The 16,502-nt window shown below is 39.1% G+C and carries 12 protein-coding genes and 1 tRNA gene; 3 read left to right on the forward strand and 10 right to left on the reverse strand.

Annotated elements, in window-relative coordinates:
- Positions 1–67: 67 nt before the first annotated feature.
- The 7 genes from odhB to MKY78_RS03075 form a co-directional block, all read right to left on the reverse strand.
- A complete protein-coding gene (gene odhB / locus MKY78_RS03045; RefSeq protein ID WP_339216094.1) occupies positions 68–1,321 on the reverse strand; it encodes a 2-oxoglutarate dehydrogenase complex dihydrolipoyllysine-residue succinyltransferase in 1,254 nt (417 codons plus the stop codon).
- The gene (locus MKY78_RS03050) at positions 1,308–4,172 is read right to left on the reverse strand and encodes a 2-oxoglutarate dehydrogenase E1 component (protein ID WP_339216096.1); all 2,865 of its coding nucleotides are present in this window, start codon (positions 4,170–4,172) and stop codon (positions 1,308–1,310) included. Before MKY78_RS03050 ends, odhB begins: the two co-directional genes overlap by 14 nt.
- Before the next feature lie 1,216 nt (positions 4,173–5,388).
- Positions 5,389–5,862 carry a tRNA (cytidine(34)-2'-O)-methyltransferase gene (locus MKY78_RS03055; RefSeq protein WP_339216097.1) on the reverse strand — a complete coding sequence of 158 codons (474 nt, stop codon included), beginning with the start codon at positions 5,860–5,862 and terminating at the stop codon, positions 5,389–5,391.
- Between the two features lie 54 nt (positions 5,863–5,916).
- The gene (locus tag MKY78_RS03060) at positions 5,917–6,759 is read right to left on the reverse strand and encodes an amidase domain-containing protein (RefSeq protein WP_339216099.1); all 843 of its coding nucleotides are present in this window, start codon (positions 6,757–6,759) and stop codon (positions 5,917–5,919) included.
- Between the two features lie 42 nt (positions 6,760–6,801).
- Positions 6,802–7,317: a methylated-DNA--[protein]-cysteine S-methyltransferase gene (locus tag MKY78_RS03065; protein WP_339216101.1), complete on the reverse strand. Its 516-nt coding sequence runs from the start codon at positions 7,315–7,317 to the stop codon at positions 6,802–6,804.
- Between the two features lie 11 nt (positions 7,318–7,328).
- Entirely contained in the window at positions 7,329–8,480 is a 1,152-nt protein-coding gene (gene queG / locus MKY78_RS03070; RefSeq protein ID WP_339216103.1) for a tRNA epoxyqueuosine(34) reductase QueG, read from the reverse strand.
- A gap of 142 nt (positions 8,481–8,622) precedes the next feature.
- Positions 8,623–8,696 (reverse strand) — tRNA-Gly (locus MKY78_RS03075).
- Between the two features lie 449 nt (positions 8,697–9,145).
- On the opposite strand from MKY78_RS03075, the gene dat reads away from it, so the two are divergent.
- The 3 genes from dat (at position 9,146) to MKY78_RS03090 (ending at position 12,769) form a co-directional block, all read left to right on the forward strand.
- Positions 9,146–10,018 carry a D-amino-acid transaminase gene (dat, locus tag MKY78_RS03080; protein ID WP_339216105.1) on the forward strand — a complete coding sequence of 291 codons (873 nt, stop codon included), beginning with the start codon at positions 9,146–9,148 and terminating at the stop codon, positions 10,016–10,018.
- An 87-nt stretch (positions 10,019–10,105) separates the two neighbouring features.
- Positions 10,106–10,615: a DNA topology modulation protein gene (locus tag MKY78_RS03085; protein ID WP_339216107.1), complete on the forward strand. Its 510-nt coding sequence runs from the start codon at positions 10,106–10,108 to the stop codon at positions 10,613–10,615.
- Positions 10,616–10,771: 156 nt separating this feature from the next.
- Positions 10,772–12,769, forward strand: coding sequence for a S9 family peptidase (locus MKY78_RS03090; protein ID WP_339216109.1), 1,998 nt, complete (start codon positions 10,772–10,774; stop codon positions 12,767–12,769).
- A 76-nt stretch (positions 12,770–12,845) separates the two neighbouring features.
- On the opposite strand, the gene MKY78_RS03095 is transcribed toward MKY78_RS03090, so the two are convergent.
- From MKY78_RS03095 to MKY78_RS03105, 3 genes are all read right to left on the reverse strand, one after another.
- Positions 12,846–13,808 carry an alpha/beta fold hydrolase gene (locus tag MKY78_RS03095; RefSeq protein WP_339216111.1) on the reverse strand — a complete coding sequence of 321 codons (963 nt, stop codon included), beginning with the start codon at positions 13,806–13,808 and terminating at the stop codon, positions 12,846–12,848.
- Positions 13,809–14,125: 317 nt separating this feature from the next.
- Complete coding sequence (locus MKY78_RS03100) at positions 14,126–15,235, reverse strand: ABC transporter permease (protein WP_339216113.1); 1,110 nt, start codon at positions 15,233–15,235, stop codon at positions 14,126–14,128.
- Positions 15,232–16,497 carry an ABC transporter permease gene (locus tag MKY78_RS03105; RefSeq protein ID WP_339216115.1) on the reverse strand — a complete coding sequence of 422 codons (1,266 nt, stop codon included), beginning with the start codon at positions 16,495–16,497 and terminating at the stop codon, positions 15,232–15,234. The genes MKY78_RS03100 and MKY78_RS03105 overlap by 4 nt, the downstream gene beginning before the upstream one ends.
- Positions 16,498–16,502: the final 5 nt, after the last annotated feature.

Below are 16,502 nucleotides of genomic sequence, written 5' to 3' on the forward strand. Positions count from 1 at the left end.
TAATATCTTACTCCCAAAAATAAAAATCCCTGCTATAACTCCCGTTATAGCAGGGAAAGACTATTATTTATCCTTCTAATAATAAATCGTAAGGATCTTCCAGTAGTTGTTTCACTCGAACTAAGAACTGAACTGCCTCTTTACCATCAACAATTCTATGGTCATAAGAAAGTGCCAAATACATCATTGGACGAACTTCGATAGAATCGTCAGGCATCACAACTGGACGTTTAATGATATTATGCATTCCTAAAATCCCAACCTGTGGTGCATTTAAGATTGGTGTAGAAAGCATAGATCCGAATGTTCCACCATTTGTTATCGTGAAGGTGCCACCTTGTAGTTCTTGAATTCCAAGCTCTTTATTACGAGCTTTTTTACCTAGGTTAGCAATCTCACGCTCAACACCTGCGAAGTCTAAGCGATCTGCATCACGAACAACTGGTACTACTAATCCATCATCTGTTGAAACGGCAATACCGATATCATAGTATTTTTTAACGATAAGGTCTGTACCATTAATTTCGGCATTTAGCAGTGGGAAGTCTTTTAATGCTCCAACAACTGCTTTTGTAAAGAATGACATGAAACCAAGCTTCACACCGTGTTTTTCCACGAATTTATCTTTTCGCTCGCTACGAAGCTTCATTACATTGGTTAAGTCTACTTCGTTAAAAGTAGTAAGCATGGCAGCTGTTTGCTGTGCTTCTACTAATCGTTTGGCAATTGTTTGACGTCGGCGAGACATTTTAACAATTTCAACAGGCTTGTTGTACTCTGTTGCTTCCGCTTTAGGTGCTTCTTTCTTAGCTGGTGCAGGCGTTTCTGTCTGCTTTGGAGCGTTAGCAGCAGCTTCTACATCTTCCGGACGTACACGCCCTAGCGGATCACGAGTTGCTACCGTACTTAAATCAATATTTAATTCACGAGCGCGTTTTCTTGCTGCTGGTGAAGCAATAATATCACGGCTTGAAACAGACTCTTCTTCCGTTTTTGGCGCTTCAGCTTTAGGAGCTTCTGCTACTGGAGTTTCTTCCTTAGCTGGTGCCTCTGCCACTTCTTTAGCAGGCTCAGGGGTTGCGCCGCCTTCAGCACTAACTTTTGCAATAACATCACCAACTACCACGTCATCGCCTTCTTCACGTACGATTTCAGCAATAACGCCGGAAACTTCAGCATTCACTTCTACATTAACCTTGTCTGTTTCTAATTCTACAACAGGGTCACCTTTTTCTACTGTATCCCCCACTTTTACTAACCATCCGGCAATTGTTCCTTCTGTAATCGATTCGGCAAGTTCAGGTACTTTAATTTCTTTCACTGGAATCTCCTCCTAATGTCGGGTTAATTGCTTGCTGTATAATTCTCTTTTGTTCTGCTTTATGCACATTTGGATCACCAACAGCTGGCGCTGAACGATCTGGGCGTCCAATATATCGTAAGCTTTGACCTGGTTTTACTAGGTCTCTTAGATAATCATCTACAAAATCCCATGCTCCCATGTTTTTCGGTTCTTCTTGAACCCAAACAATTTCTTCAAGATTTGGAAGTTCTTTTATTACTTTTTCCAACTCTTTCATTGGGAATGGATAAATTTGCTCTAATCGCACTGCGCGTAGCCAATCATACTTTTCATTAGAATTATCAATAGCCTCTTCAATATCTACCATGACTTTACCAGTACCAATAAGTAAACGTTTCGCATTTTTCTTACTTACTTTTAAGCTTGGTTGATTACGTAGTGGCTCGAATTTCCCTTCTGTGAAATCCTTCGCAACTGACGCAATTCGTTGATTTCGAAGTAAGCTACTCTTAGGAGTCATTAGTACTAATGGACGTGCTTCTTCCTTATTACGCAAAGCTGCCTGTCTTCGAATGAGATGGAAGAATTGTGCAGATGACGTTACATACGCAACAATCCAGTTATTCTCAGCTGCCATTTGTAAGAAACGCTCTAATCTTGCACTAGAGTGTTCAGGCCCTTGTCCTTCATAGCCATGTGGTAACAACATAACCATATTAGACTTATCTCCCCATTTAGCCCGGGCAGCAGAGATAAATTGATCAAAGATCGTTTGTGCTACGTTAGCAAAGTCACCAAACTGTGCTTCCCATAGAACTAATGTATTAGGGGCTTGAACACTATAGCCATATTCAAATCCTAAAACCGCTACTTCGGAAAGTGGGCTGTTTCGGACTTCAAACGATGCATTAGCATCTACCCCATGAAAGATACTATACTTTTCGTTTGTAACCGCATCATTTAAAACGGCATGACGGTGTGCAAATGTACCACGTTCAGAGTCCTGACCTGTTAAACGAATAGGAATACCATCTTTAAGGATACTTGCATAAGCAAGCGCTTCCCCTGCACCCCAATCAACTGTATTTCCTTCGTTTAATGCTTCTTTACGACGCTTGAAGATTCTTGCAAGCTTTTTATTTTCTGTAAAGCCCTCAGGTCGCTTGAATAATTCTTCATTAAGCGATACTAAATCATCCATGGATACAGCAGTTTCATATTTTTCTAAATCGGTATTTAGAGCATCTGGCATTGGTTTACATTCTACTTTAGCAATTTCCGTTTCTTTCATACCATCGTAAATTGCTTTTAGATTTTGTTCAACCTTATCTACCATTTGGTCAAATTCTTCTTTAGTTACTACTCCTTTACCCATTAATTCATTAGCAAAAACATTGGCAGGAGTTGGATGATTATCGATCAGGCTATATAGCTTAGGTTGTGTCACCCTAGGCTCATCCATTTCATTGTGACCATAACGACGATATCCGACCAAGTCTATTAAAATATCCTTGTTGAACTTCTGACGATAGTCATAAGCGAGTTTAATCGCTGACACACAAGCAATTGGGTCGTCCGCATTTACGTGAATAACTGGAATCTCGAATCCTTTTGCTAAATCACTTGCATAACGAGTTGAACGGCCATCCTCCCTGTCCGTTGTATACCCTAGCAAGTTATTCGCAATGATGTGTAATGTTCCACCGGTTCTATATCCAGGTAAATTTGCCAGATTTAATGTTTCTGCAACGACACCTTCCCCGATAAATGCAGCATCACCATGAATTAATACTGGAATCGCTTTAGAAACATCTTGCTTTGGATAACCACTTTGCGTACGATCATCCTGTGCTGCTCTAGCAAATCCTTCTACTACCGGATTAACAAATTCCAGATGTGATGGATTATGTGCTAAAGTAATCTTTATCGTTGTTTCTTCTCCATCTTTTACATCCTTAACCGCACCAAAATGGTATTTAACATCTCCAGTCCATCCATAGTTAATGCCTCTAGAACCTTCTGAAGGAATTAACTCCTTGTTCGGTGAATGATGGAATTCAGAGAAGATTTTATCCATTGGTTTACCTAATATATGCGCTAGCACACTTAATCTACCACGGTGTGCCATCCCCATCATAATATTTTCCACTTTATCTTCTGTCGCATATTTAACAATATGATCAAGCATAGGAACCATGGATTCTAGTCCCTCAATAGAGAAACGCTTTTGTCCGACAAAAGTCTTCTGTAAAAATCCTTCAAAACCTTCTACGTTTGCTAAACGATCTAATAGTTGCTTTTTCTCTTCATTGGTTAAATCTAGACGAGCTTTTCCTGACTCAATATAATCGGATAACCATGCTCTTTCTTTATCACTATCTACATGGTCATATTCAAATGTAATCGTACCCGTATAATATTTTCTTAGTTCACGAACGACATCAAGCGCTGTATCCACACCGACAGGCGCTTTTTCCCAAACCCAATTAGCAGGAATTTCTTTTAAATCTGCTTCTGTTAAACCATAGGTCTGTGGGTTAAGTAATTCCGATTTTCTTTCCTCGTTAATATTTACTGGGTAAATATCTGCTTCCAAATGTCCAAAACGACGAATAGCCTCAACTAATCTATAGGTTGAGGTAATTTTCTTGACATCGCTTATGGAAGTGCTTGTAGAACTTTGTTGAATACTATCGGTTGAAGTGCCCAACCAATTAGGAGCTCCATATTGATCAAACAACTGTCTTAAAGACTGATCAATAGCTTGAGGGTCCTCTTTATATAGCTCATACTGTTCTTCCACATACCCCATGTTAGGACCATGAAACTCTCCCCAGAATCTTTGTGAAGATTCATCATTTTGTGCCACGTCTTATACCCCCATTAGAAGTTAACATTTCTCCGTATGAAAACGGTTTTTAATTGCAATTCTATTATAGAACTGACTTAATTCTACATCAACTAATATACCTTATTTTCAGGGCGGAAACAATATATCTTATGCCCATTATTCTAGAATTGTATCGAATTAGTAATTTGCCGAATTTTCTTACTTATCATTTCATACAATTGTAACCAATCTTAGTTCACATTCTGAATATTTTTCGCTATAATGAGGACAGATATAATGAACTTTTCTTACATATGTATTTAATTTAAAGGAGGCCCCAACATGAAGTTAGCCCTAATTATAGGTGTTTCAGTAACATTTCTAGTATCCATCTTCACTGCTGGCTATGAAGGCAAACCAGGAGTACCTAAGAAAAATCAATAATCGAAATAAGAGAAACTAGCTTCGAATTGGAGCTGGTTTTTTGTTTGGCTGGGGTTTTGTGGGGGGATGTCTGGGTTTGATTACTCGATATAGTATGGATTTTTATGGGAGATAAGTTCCGGGTTGTGCTCTCTCTGTTACCTTTTTTACCGCGCTTTCTCCTTTTTGGGCTCTGATAGACTCTCTCTGTTACCTTTTCTACGGCACTTTCTACTTTTCGGGCACTGATAGACTCTCTCTGTTACCTTTTCTACGGCACTTTCTACTTTTTGGGCTCTGATAGACTCTCTCTGTTACCTTTTCCACCGTGCTTTCTAATTTTCGGGCACTGACAGACTCTCTCTGTTACCTTTTTCACTGTACTTTCTACTTTTTGGGCACTGACAGACTCTCTCTGTTACCTTTTTCACCGCGCTTTCTACTTTTTGGGCTCTGACAGACTCTCTCTGTTACCTTTTTCACCGTGCTTTCTAATTTTCGGTCACTGATAGACTCTCTCTGTTACCTTTTTCACCGCACTTTCTACTTTTTGGGCACTGACAGACTCTCTCTGTTACCTTTTTCACCGTGCTTTCTACTTTTTGGGCACTGACAGCCTCCCTCTGTTACCTTTTCTACCGCAATCTCCCAAATTAGGGCACTGACAGACTTCCTCTGTTACCTTTTCCACCGTAATCTCCCAAATTAGGGCACTGATACTCTCCCTCTATTACCTTTTCCACCGCAAACTCCCAAACAAAGTTACAAACAATCCCCCTTATGCTACAGCAAACAAAAAAGCCACCCACGATATTAGTGAGTGACGTCCAACCTAGATTAATTTCGGGAAGCCTTGTTGTCTTAATGCTTCATATATGATGATTGCTGCTGTATTGGATAGGTTCAAAGAGCGCACCTTGTCATTCATATGAATTCTAAGGCATTGATCTTCTTTTCCTACTAGTAGGTCCTTAGGAAATCCTGTTGATTCTTTGCCAAAGACAAAGAAAATGTCTTCCTCCACATTGCTATAATCATAATCGGTATAATGCTTTGTACCGAAGTTCTCAATATAATAAAACTTCCCTTGTGGATATTTATCATATAACTCAAATATGGATTGATATTCCGCCATATCGACATGTTGCCAATAATCTAATCCAGCTCGGCGAACCGCCTTTTCATCCGTAGAAAATCCTAATGGATGAATTAAATGTAGCTTTGTATCTGTTGCTAAGCATGTTCTTCCAATGTTCCCTGTATTAGCTGGAATTTCTGGTTCAAATAATACGACATGTAAACTCACTATTCATTTCTCCTTGCTTTATTCCTTTGCACTAGTAACTGAACTATTATATCACTAATCACCAATACGGAAAAACTTATAGTTTATATTCGGTGTATAGGCACTTGAATCTTCATATGACCAATATCGATGTCGGCTGTTTTGAGTATGAGCGTTGACTAAAGGCATCCCGTCCCTATCTTTAGCAACGACAATAGTGGTATGGTCCCACCTGCCATCTCCTTGAAAATCATAGCAAATAACATCACCCGGCTGCAGTTCGCTGGCAGAATCAACTTCTGTCCCCTTTAAACCGTGCGTCGATCCAGCTAAAAACCATCGTAAAGAATGGGCAACAGCCCAACTATAACTCCAATTATCACCTGTATACCACCAGCCCTGACTCCGATTCGGCGCTCCTCTCATTGGCGCTCCACCTGCACGCAAACATTGAGAAACATAGTTAGTACAATCGACATCGAATTTTCGATATTGTGGATTATAACTATTCCACCACCGTTCCGCATACTGAACTGCAGCAAGGCGATCATAGCTGAATCGGTCATACTCACTTTGCCCAGAATCAGGTTCTAATTTGCCAGGAGGTTCTTCCGTTTGTCTTACAAGTGTTTGCTTGTGGTCCATAATGTTGCCATCTTTTAAAATAAACTCGTACGGGATGGTCCGTTCTTCCCGTGTAAAATAATCCCCTTGCTTCAGTAGCATAGTTAAGTGTAAATGGTAATGTACCTTTTCCTCCTGATCATACTTCATTCTTTGATAAATATGACCTTTCCCATGTACTCGAACAAGCTTGACATCACGCTTATCATGTAATAATTTATGATTTTCTATCCAATCGAACTTTGGATCACTTGATTCAAATAGCTCCAACCAGAATTTTTTCAGTATATTCATATAAAACCCCTCCACTACAATATATATGGAGGGAAGGCGTGTCTAAGATAAAATTTCTTCGTGTTTTAATAAATATTCTTTCTTATCCAATCCACCATTATAACCCACAAGTCTGCCATCAGATCCGAGGACACGATGACAAGGAACGACAATGGAAAAAGGATTCTTGTTTATCGCTCCTCCAACTGCACGGACAGCCTTTGGATTTCCAATAGCTATTGCAATATCCTTATACGTTTTTGCCTTTCCAAAAGGAATCTCATCAACCAGTGTTTGCCACACTTTCTTTTGAAAGGCAGTCCCATAGAAGGCAAATCGGAATGTGAATTCTTTCCTATCCTTTTGAAAATACGCAACAAGCTGGTCCTTTATTGGAGCAACCTTTGCTTCACCATGAACAAGGGAAGTATGTGGTATATGCTTTTCCAGCCAATTTATTACCTTCGATTCATTCTCAGAAAATGTTCCGTAATCAATGCGGTATAGTTGTTCCCCGTCCGTCAAAATGAGTAACTTTCCGATTGGTGTGTCAATTTCACCATAATAAATCGTTACCATAATCCATTCACCTATCCTTTAGATGATTGTACTTCACGAAATGCTAAGCCCTTTTCCATTTCAAAAAGCACATCCTGATCCGATTCTTTTTCCATTGCTTTTGTTATTGCATCAAATGCTTCCTCTGTTCCGATTTTACCTAGGGACCATGCTGCTGTACCACGAATTACCGGACGCGGGTCATTATTCATAATGGAAATTAATTCGTCTACTGCCGTTTTATCCTTATAATGACCAAGTCCAATGATCGCATTTCGTTGAATCGGTTTTTTTCCGCGCCAAGAACCTGAAATATGGCCAAACTGTTCTTTAAATTCCCGATTGGATATGGTCAGCATTGGTTTAAGTAGTGGTTTAGCAATATCATCTTCAGGTTCAAATTCTGGATGATGATGAAAATCGACCTTCTGATTCTTCGGACAAACTAACTGACATGTGTCACAGCCATAGACGCGATTTCCAAGCTTGGAACGAAACTCTTCAGGAAGAAAATCCTTTGTTTGCGTTAGAAAAGCAATACAACGCTGTGCATTCAATTGTCCCCCTTGAACAATCGCTCCAGTTGGACATGCATCAATACATTTACGACAATCTCCACAACCATCCTCTATCGGGCTGTCTGGTATGAATGGAATATTGGTAATGAGCTCCCCTAAATATACAAAGGAACCAAATTCTTCGGTAATCAGCAAGGTGTTTTTACCTGTAAAGCCAACTCCTGCACGCTCTGCTACGGCACGGTCCGATAACTCTCCCGTGTCCACCATCACCTTTGTAACAGCATCCGTTACTTTTTCATGGATAAATCGTTCTAATTTCTGTAGTCTGTCCCGAAGAACATCATGGTAATCCATCCCCCATGATGCACGACAGAAAAAACCTCTCCGTTCTTCCTTCCTACTCTTAGGTGCATCTTTTCTCATCCGGGAAGGGTATGCCATGGCAATAGAAATGATGGATTGGGCTTCAGGCAACAATCGTTTTGGCTCCGTTCGTTCTTCATTGGTACCTTTTTCAAAACCCGATTGATACCCTAGCTCTTGCTGTCGCTTCAACCGCTCTTTTAGTTCCGTGAACACATCAGCCGTTGTGAAGCCAATCTTATCAATACCAATTTCTTTACTGTAGTCAATAATTTCCTGTTTAAGCTGGTCGGTATTCATCGCCATGCCTCCCTTCTCTGATTATCTTTACCATACTACGTGGAAATTGTTTTGTTAAGTATTCTGAGGAATTATTGTAGAAGAAAAGTAAAAACGCAACATCTCGTAAGTAATTACGAGACACTGCGTTAGGACATATGTATGGAGCGGGTGATGGGAATCGAACCCACGACATTAGCTTGGAAGGCTAGAGTTTTACCATTAAACTACACCCGCATCAAGTTTATATATTTACTTTAATAATTACTCACGCAAGTCATGCCCCTGCGTCTACTAGTTTTTCGAGGAAGCATATTCCTCGGGGCAACTCGTAGGTTATTCGGTAGATGTTTCGCTCGTGGCTAGAGTTTTACCATTAAACTACACCCGCATTAAGTGTATATAGTATATTATGACTACTCACACATATTGACAATGTTTTGTGAATGCAAAAATTATTATAGCAACATTTTCGACAGGATGCAAGGAAAATTTTAATTTTTTCTATAGTTTTTGTAAATATTATCGCTAATTTGTACAATTTTGTCGGTATGAAACAGAACTCTAAACCCCATTCCCTCCCAAGTCTAACCCATTTTAATAATACAAATATTATCTAAAAACAATCATTTACAATACGATACGGAAGTAATAAAATAGTCATAACACTAAGGAGGGGAATAGCGTTGTCTTTATTTCCAGTAATCTTATCACAAGCTAAATTTATCCATCGTGACAGTTTAAAATTTCCTATTGAAGAGCGCGCACTTCAGTTTGGCGATGGTATATATGAAGTTATTCGAGTATACAAAGGAAACTATTACTTATTAGATGAACATATCGATCGATTATATCGTTCTACAGAAGCTATTAAAATTAAACTCTCGCAATCTAAAGAGGAATTAAAAAAATTACTATTAGAATTATTAGAACGTAACAATGTAACAGAAGATGGAAAGGTATATATGCAAGTATCCAGAGGTTCAGCACCTCGTGACCATGTCTTCCCGACCGATGTGGAACCAAATGTCTATGCCTATGTACAGCCTCTTGCTCGTAATCTAGAAGCTTTACGAAACGGCGTTCAGGTCATTACCCACCGTGATATCCGTTGGGAGCATTGTTTTATAAAAAGCTTGAATCTATTACCTAATGTCATGGCTAAGCAAGAAGCAAAAGAGCATGGCTGTTATGAGGCAATCCTTCATCGAAATGGTCGGGTAACGGAATGCTCTGCTGCGAATGTTTATTTAGTTAAAAACGGCACGATCTATACACATCCTGCAACAAACAACATCTTACATGGGTGTGTTCGGATGGCAATTGAACGATTCGTCGATAAATTATCCATTCCATTTATCGAGGAAGCTTTTACCTTAGAGGAAATGACAGAAGCTGATGAACTCTTCTTATCTAGCAGTACTTCCGAGGTTATGCCTATTGTTCAGGTAGATGGGAAACTAGTTCAAGACGGAAAGCCTGGTGAAATAACAAGAAAGCTACAAGCAGCATACGAGAAAGATGCCAATATAAACGAAAACATCATAGCAAACGCATAATGAACGGCTGTCTTATTATCCGGGAAAATTCCCTTAATGAGACAGCCCTACTTTCTTTCACACCATTTTATCCATAAGGAGGTCAAAATGAAGAAAATCACCATTATAGGAAATCCGGGAGCTGGAAAATCAACCTTAGCAAGGCAGCTTGGCGACAAACTTAATATCCCTGTCTATCATATGGATTCCTTATATTGGAAGCCGAACTGGCAGCCAAGTGAGGATACCGAACTAATCCAAAAACATGATGAAATATTAAAGCAGGATATCTGGATCATTGATGGCAACTATAGCGCAACCTTACCAAATCGGTTTGCGGATGCGGATACGATTATTTTCTTAAACTACTCAACCCTACGTACATTATATGGGATAACAAAAAGAAGAATTCAATATCGGAATCGGACAAGACCAGACATGGCAGAGGGCTGTCATGAGCGATTAAACATAGACTTCATCCGCTGGACAAAAGATTACAACAAAAATAAAGCACCCAAAATGTATAAAAGATTAGCAAACTTAACGAACAAAGATATCCATATTTTTAAAAATAGAAAACAATTAACGGATTGGCTACAACAAAAACAACTAAACTAGCAATTTGCAATTGCTTCGAAACCCGAAGTAGTTTAAAATGGGAAATAAGTATTCGTCTTCTCTGTTGACAATACGCTAGTTAGCCCTATACAGACGGTTAATTTTCGAAATATTCCATCTGCAGGAAATCCAATTTAGAAATCGGAGGTTTAATCAATGACAAAACGCGCAATCACGACAGAAGATTTTATGAGCTTGGAAGTATTTAGTGATCCACAGTTTGCTCCTGATGGAACTACATATGCTTATGTTTCAACTACAATCAATGATAAAAAAGAATACGAATCCAATCTATTTGTTCAAGACCTAAACGAGAAAACAGCTAAACAATGGACATTCGGTCACCATAAAAATAGCAACCCCCGTTTTTCTCCGGATGGAACGAAGGTGCTATTCCAATCCAACCGAAGTGGTGTGCCACAACTATGGCTACTTCCTTTAGACGGTGGTGAAGCAAAGCAGCTTACGACCTTTAAAAATGGTGCTGTCAATGCGGAATGGTCCAAAGACGGAAAATTAATCCTATTCACTGCTTCATTAGACAAAGATGACGATGTTACCAATCAAAAGGAACTGTCAAAGGAAGAACTCCAAAAAGAAAAAGAAGAAAAAAGTAAACAACCACTTCATGTTACGAATCTAAAATACAAATCTGATGCACAAGGATTCCTTGATGATAAGAAAGCTCATATTGTTCTTTATGACGTGGAAAAAGAAACCTTCACCCAATTAACAGAAGGTGACCATCACTACAGCTATCAAGATATTTCCCCAGACGGCTCAACCATTCTATTCTCAGCTAATTTAAGTGAAGAATCGGATTACGAGCTAAAGAGTGATATCTATCTATTAGATACGGCTACAAAAGCTATTACACGACTAACAGATGGTGACGGTGCTTACTACACAGCAAAATATTCTCCAAGTGGAAATAAGATTGCTTATCTAGGACATAAACAACAATATTTAAATGCGACTTTAACAGAGCTTTATGTCTATGATGTTCAAACGAAAGAAACAGTATGTCTAAGTGAAGACTGGGACTTCCAGCTTGGCGATTTAATGGTAGGTGACACTCGCCTAGGCGGTTCAGAAGGTGGTCCAGTATGGTCAAGTGATGAGAATAAAGTATTTTTCATTGGATCAGATAATGGTGCTGTCAATCTTTATGAAGTCAGCTTAACTGGAGAATTAAAAAGCTTATATCAAGCAGACAGCCATGTATTTGGTTTCAGCTATCATCCAACAAATGAGAGCTTTGTTATCGGGGTGAGCACACCTACTGTTCCATGTAATTTCTATTTACTAGATTCAAAAGCTAATGTAGAACAGCTAACAGATGCAAACCGCGAATTTATAGACAATGTTGCAACGAGCATTCCAGAAAGCATTACCTTTAAAGCGAAAGACGGCTGGGATATTCATGGTTGGGTGTTACGTCCTTATGGATTTGAAGAAGGAAAGAAATATCCATTAGTACTAGAGGTTCATGGTGGCCCACATGCTATGTATGGACAAACCTTCTTCCACGAAATGCAGTTACTAGCAGCTCAAGGCTATGTTGTCTTGTATACGAATCCTCGCGGAAGCCATGGTTATGGTCAAAAATTCGTTGATGCTTGCCGTGGTGACTATGGTGGTGGCGATTACGGTGACGTTATGTCTGCCGTGGATTATGCATTAGAGACATATGATTTCATCGACCAAGAACGACTAGGTGTAACAGGAGGAAGCTATGGTGGTTTCATGACGAACTGGATTGTAGGTCACACTAATCTCTTCAAAGCTGCAGTTACACAGCGTTCTATTAGTAACTGGCTTAGCTTCTATGGAGTAAGTGACATTGGTTACTTCTTCAACAAATGGCAGCACGGCTATGATTTACTAGACGACCCTAAAGCATTATGGGATATCTCGCCTTTAAAATATGCAGATAAGGTAGAAACTCCACTATTAATTTTGCATGGTGAGTTAGATTACCGTTGCCCAATTGAGCAAGGGGAGCAGTTCTTTGTAGCATTAAAACATTTGAAAAAAGAAGTAGAATTCGTTCGCTTCCCAGGTGCTAATCATGAACTAAGTCGTAGTGGAAAGCCAGAAATGCGTGTAGAACGTTTAAATCATATTTTACGCTGGTTTGACAAGTATTTGTAAAATAGCGATTGAAATGAAATATGGCGAGTGTCTTCATAGAAAAATAGAGACACTCGCCTTTTTACGCTATTTTATCCTATTCATTATCTAAATTATCCTTAAGAAACGTATTCAATACCTGCTTATACCTCGCCTCATCCATGACAAACGACTCGCCATGGTTCGCCCCGTCAAAGGTCACTAGCTCAGCCTTACTTTTCGTATGTTCATAGAGCTCATGTGTCATTTCTGTCGGAACAAAGGTATCACCATTCCCTGTTATATACAAAATAGGTACCTTTGCTTTTTTCACTTGCTCTAGTGCAGAAGCTTCCTTAAACGAATATCCAGCTCGTGCTTTCGTTAGGAGACTTGTAGAATGAATAAAGGGAAAAGCAGGAAGGCTAAACATTCTATCAATCTGATAGGAGAACAAATCATGGACAGTTGTATACGGACTATCAGCAATTACTACTTTCACATTATCCGGTAGCTCCTCCCCCGCCGTCATTAGAACCGTGCCAGCTCCCATTGATAATCCATGAAGAATGATCTCTGTATCCGGACCTAACTTATTAATCAATAAATGAATCCAATCGACATAATCTAATCGGTCCGGCCAACCAAATCCATAGTAATTGCCTTCACTTTTACCATGACCTCGTGAATCAGCAGTAAAGAAGTTATACCCTAATTCCTCATAATAGTACTGGCCGTATAAGCCCATATCACTTCCACGGCCTAAATACCCATGAGCAGCGATAACAAGCTTATTCGTCGGTTTTTTTGCCTCAAGGAAATAGCCTTGAAGTAACAGACCATCCCGTGACGTCATCTCCATATATTCAAACTCCTGGTCAGCTACCCAATCACGCCAGCCACCTTCTAATAGCACATCCATCGTTTCAGCAGATACTTCAAGGTCCTTATTCCCACTTAAGAAATCCTTTGGTCCTCGACTTATCGCTAAATCATAAAAATAAAAACTGGCCATAACATCTATAATGAATAAAATAATAAATAGTCCAGCTAAGCCCTGTATAATCCTTCTCTTCACCATATTTCCCCCTAGAGTTTACTCTTGTTGTCTATCATACTATTATACTAGAAATTTTACACAAAATTTAAAATTCTTTTTGGTAGATATTTGTAACCTCACCAAGATTACACATTATTTTTCAATAAAAGCTCTAGGAGGGAAAAATACATGGAAGTTACCTACATAAAATCAGCTCCGGAACTATACCTATACTCCAAAAGCGACATCGGTGAATGCCTTATAGAAATAAGGACAGCGAAGCTCACCATCTGCCTGAAGAGCAATGTATATTTCCGGAGAGAGTGACTTATCGTATCATCGATTCCATTTATTTTGATTTAAATATGTCTTCTTTCCATTAAATGGATGCCAATTCCCATCATCCCTACACCCATTAATACTAAAACACTAACTGGTATTAAAACCTCTGACAGCGGATAGCCATACACCACTATGCCTTCTAGAGCCTGCATCCCATAATAAAGCGGATCAGCTTTCGCCAAGGTTAATAATAACTTCGACTCCACAATCTCAATTGGCCAATATGCTCCACCAATCATTGCCATACTAACTGAAATAATCGGTAGTATAGCATTAAATTGCTGCATGTTTTTTACAATAGCTGTAATTAAAAGAGAGAGTGCAACAATGGCAAATACATAAGGAATTAACAGTAATAATGTTTCAGCAAATCGTCCATTAAAGTCAACTCCTACGATATACCGGAATACTGAAAATGTGATAGCCACCTGGATATAACCGGTAATGAAGCTATAAATTAAATTCGCAACATACATCTCCCACTTTTTCACCGGGGATAAAATCATTCGGTCCCATATCCCCTCTCTTTTTTCCAATAAGATGGAGATTACATTATAAGCAATCGTATAAATAACAAAGAATAAGGAAAAACCAAATATGTGATGGAGGTTACTATTATAAACAAACGCGCCTTCCCCACGAAAACTCGTTGATTCGATAGAAAAAATTGGTTCACTTAATTCCTGCTTCATTGTTTCTACAAATGCTTCTTGCTCCGCTTTTGATGTTAGACCACTCTGCTCGATAAGCTGTTCTTGCATACGTTTATCTAAATAAGCAGATCGAATAGTGCGTTCAATTAGCCCTGTGTTAAAGGAATCGACCCCGACAACAATTTGAAAGTCCTCTTCCTTTAAGACAACACCTAATTCACTCTTCCCATCGGAAACCATCTCTTTTAGTTCATCCTCTGTCACCCAGATAAAATTCATCGACTCTTCCAATTCCAAAAATTCTATTATAGAAGCGTCCACATGATGTTCTGCATAGACCGGAACCGTTATATTGCCTGGGCCCGTTGATCCACCAAAGATAAGGGCAAAGATGATCGACATGCCAGTAAACATCAAAAATGTAAACGGAGCACGGATAAACTGCTTTAGCTTCGCGTTTAAGATTCCAATCATGAAGATACCCCCCTCTTCGGAAAACATAAAATAGCAATTACTACGACCGCTAGCCCAAAGCATACTAAATAGATTAGCTGATTCCCTATGGCACCAAGCTCTTCCCCCCGTAATATAGTCAAATATGCTGTCATACTAGCACCATTTGGGGTTAGATTTCCGATAAACTGAATCGTTTTAGAAAATTCACCAACAGGTGCAAAGCTACCACCTAAAACAGCAAATACCGTGACTATAATACCGGAGAAGATATGGATTATCGATTCTGAGTTACCTCGGAAGCTCAAAGAAACTAATAGAACTGCAAGACCACCTACCGCAAGAGAAAAGGCCAACGTTACTAGTAAAAATCCCGTTAATCCTGGCCATGTCACACCAAATACAAATCGCGAAAACGTAAAGATAATAATAGCCTGGATAAACGCAAACATCGTTCCAGAAATCCATATACCAAGAAAATACAACCATCTTGATACATTAGCTACAATAATTCTATCTAATACATGCATTCTCTTTTCGTTATACGCAATAGAACCGATAGCACTTGCTATAAACAAAACGTTCATCAATACCATACCTAACGTATAATAAGCCTGGGATGTGACAGGTTCTTTTTCATTGATTGTTACGATCTCACTTTTTATACTTGCTTCATCTAACTGCAATGTTTCCATCTCCAATTGATTATCCGCAACAAACTTCCCTAACGTCATTTGCTCTTGAAATTGTTGCAAAATACGATGGATAATCGTAACACCAGATTGGTGTCCTTCATTTTGTATAATGAGAAATGCAGGTTGTTCATCCTTATTTCCAATTAAATTGGATAGCGTATCATACGTAAAATTCTCAGGCACTTCAATTAACGAAGTATACGAATCATCTGCTAGAATGTTCTCACGCTCAGAGGGATTAATATACTCTACTTTGATAAATTCCTGGACTGTTTCATTTTCCAAGACCGATTCCTTTAGTAGTTTAATTGGTGCCATATGATCGATGTTCGTACGAATCTGTTCCAATACATCAGGTGGAAGTACCTTCTCCATATCCTGCAAAAACCGTTCAACTTGCACCTCTTCCGCTTCGTGTTCCAAAAACGCCACTTGAAGTGTTATTGGCTGACTCTCCCCGTTTATCCAATTACCTAACGCAGTGGATAGAATCGTAATAAGTAATACCGGAAGCGCAAGAAGTAATAATAATTCTTGAGGGTTTCTTAAGATAATGAGACCTTGCTTTTTAATAATATTCCACAGCATCCTAT

The sequence above is a fragment of the Ornithinibacillus sp. FSL M8-0202 genome, from assembly GCF_037975285.1.
Classification (GTDB): domain Bacteria; phylum Bacillota; class Bacilli; order Bacillales; family Amphibacillaceae; genus Ornithinibacillus; species Ornithinibacillus massiliensis.

What these genes read in the sequence shown, in the direction of transcription:
- MKY78_RS03095 (WP_339216111.1), bottom strand. Translation starts at nt 13,808, where the DNA reads ATGGTGAAGAGAAGGATTATACAGGGCTTAGCTGGACTATTTATTATT.
- MKY78_RS03065 (WP_339216101.1), bottom strand. Translation starts at nt 7,317, where the DNA reads ATGGTAACGATTTATTATGGTGAAATTGACACACCAATCGGAAAGTTA.
- queG (WP_339216103.1), bottom strand. Translation starts at nt 8,480, where the DNA reads ATGAATACCGACCAGCTTAAACAGGAAATTATTGACTACAGTAAAGAA.
- MKY78_RS03085 (WP_339216107.1), top strand. Translation starts at nt 10,106, where the DNA reads ATGAAGAAAATCACCATTATAGGAAATCCGGGAGCTGGAAAATCAACC.
- MKY78_RS03100 (WP_339216113.1), bottom strand. Translation starts at nt 15,235, where the DNA reads ATGATTGGAATCTTAAACGCGAAGCTAAAGCAGTTTATCCGTGCTCCG.
- MKY78_RS03060 (WP_339216099.1), bottom strand. Translation starts at nt 6,759, where the DNA reads ATGAATATACTGAAAAAATTCTGGTTGGAGCTATTTGAATCAAGTGAT.
- MKY78_RS03105 (WP_339216115.1), bottom strand. Translation starts at nt 16,497, where the DNA reads ATGCTGTGGAATATTATTAAAAAGCAAGGTCTCATTATCTTAAGAAAC.
- MKY78_RS03090 (WP_339216109.1), top strand. Translation starts at nt 10,772, where the DNA reads ATGACAAAACGCGCAATCACGACAGAAGATTTTATGAGCTTGGAAGTA.